Source organism: Rhizobacter sp. P2_H2 (assembly GCF_056403375.1).
This window is the reverse complement of the sequence record NZ_JBFUFP010001487.1, coordinates 1-1020: the sequence shown is the minus strand read 5'-3', so window position 1 is coordinate 1020 and position 1020 is coordinate 1. Positions and strand designations below refer to the sequence as shown.

2 protein-coding genes are annotated in these 1020 nt (G+C 66.7%); both read left to right on the top strand.

What is annotated here, in order from left to right:
- Positions 1-513, top strand: a 513-nt coding sequence (locus tag AC1D15_RS34150; protein WP_477829566.1) for an ABC transporter permease subunit, incomplete at its 5' end; no start/stop codon positions are given.
- Positions 510-1020, top strand: a 511-nt coding sequence (locus AC1D15_RS34145; protein WP_477829565.1) for an ABC transporter permease family protein, incomplete at its 3' end; no start/stop codon positions are given. The genes AC1D15_RS34150 and AC1D15_RS34145, both read left to right, overlap by 4 nt.

The window sequence follows — 1020 nt, the reverse complement described above, 5'->3', positions numbered from 1 at the left end:
CTCGGCGACGTGCCGTTCTTCAAGGGCCTGGTCTCGGGCGCGCCGGTGGGCATCGGCATCCTGTCGGCCGGCATCATCCTCGCGATCATGATCATCCCGTTCATCGCCGCGGTGATGCGCGACGTGTTCGAGGTCACGCCGGCGATGCTGAAGGARTCSGCCTAYGGGCTSGGCTCCACCACCTGGGAAGTGGTGTTCCGCGTCGTGCTGCCGTACACCAAGACCGGCGTCATCGGCGGCATCATGCTGGGGCTGGGCCGTGCGCTCGGCGAGACGATGGCGGTCACCTTCGTGATCGGCAACGCGAACCAGCTGAACGGGCCGTCGCTGTTCGAGGCCGCCAACAGTATCACCTCGGTGCTCGCGAACGAATTCGCCGAGGCGAGCGAAGGCCTGCACCAGGCCTCGCTGCTGTACCTCGCGCTGGTGCTGTTCTTCATCACCTTCGTGGTGCTGTCGATGTCCAAGCTGCTGCTCGCGCAGCTCAAGAAGGGTGAAGGGGGCCGCTCATGAGCGCCGTGATCGATGCCGGCCGCCTGGCCAAGGCGCGCAGCCGCCGCCGCGTCAATGCGGTGGCCCTCACGCTGTCGATGGCCGCGATGGCCTTCGGCCTGTTCTGGCTGATCTGGATCCTGATCGAGACCTTCCGGCTCGGCGTCGGCGGCCTCACCTGGACGGTGCTGACCGAGATGACGCCGGCCCCGCAGGCCGAGATCGGCGGGCTGGCCAATGCGCTGTACGGCTCGCTGGTGATGGTGTCGCTGGCCACGCTGGTCGGAACGCCGATCGGTGTGCTGGCGGGCATCTACCTGGCCGAGTACGGGCAGAAGACCTGGCTGGGCAGCACCACGCGCTTCATCAACGACATCCTGCTGTCGGCGCCGTCGATCGTGATCGGCCTGTTCATCTACGCGGTGATCGTCGCGCGCTTCAAGACCTACTCCGGCTATGCCGGCGTGCTGGCGCTGGCGCTGATCGTGATCCCGGTCGTGATCCGCACCACCGAGAACATGCTGTCGC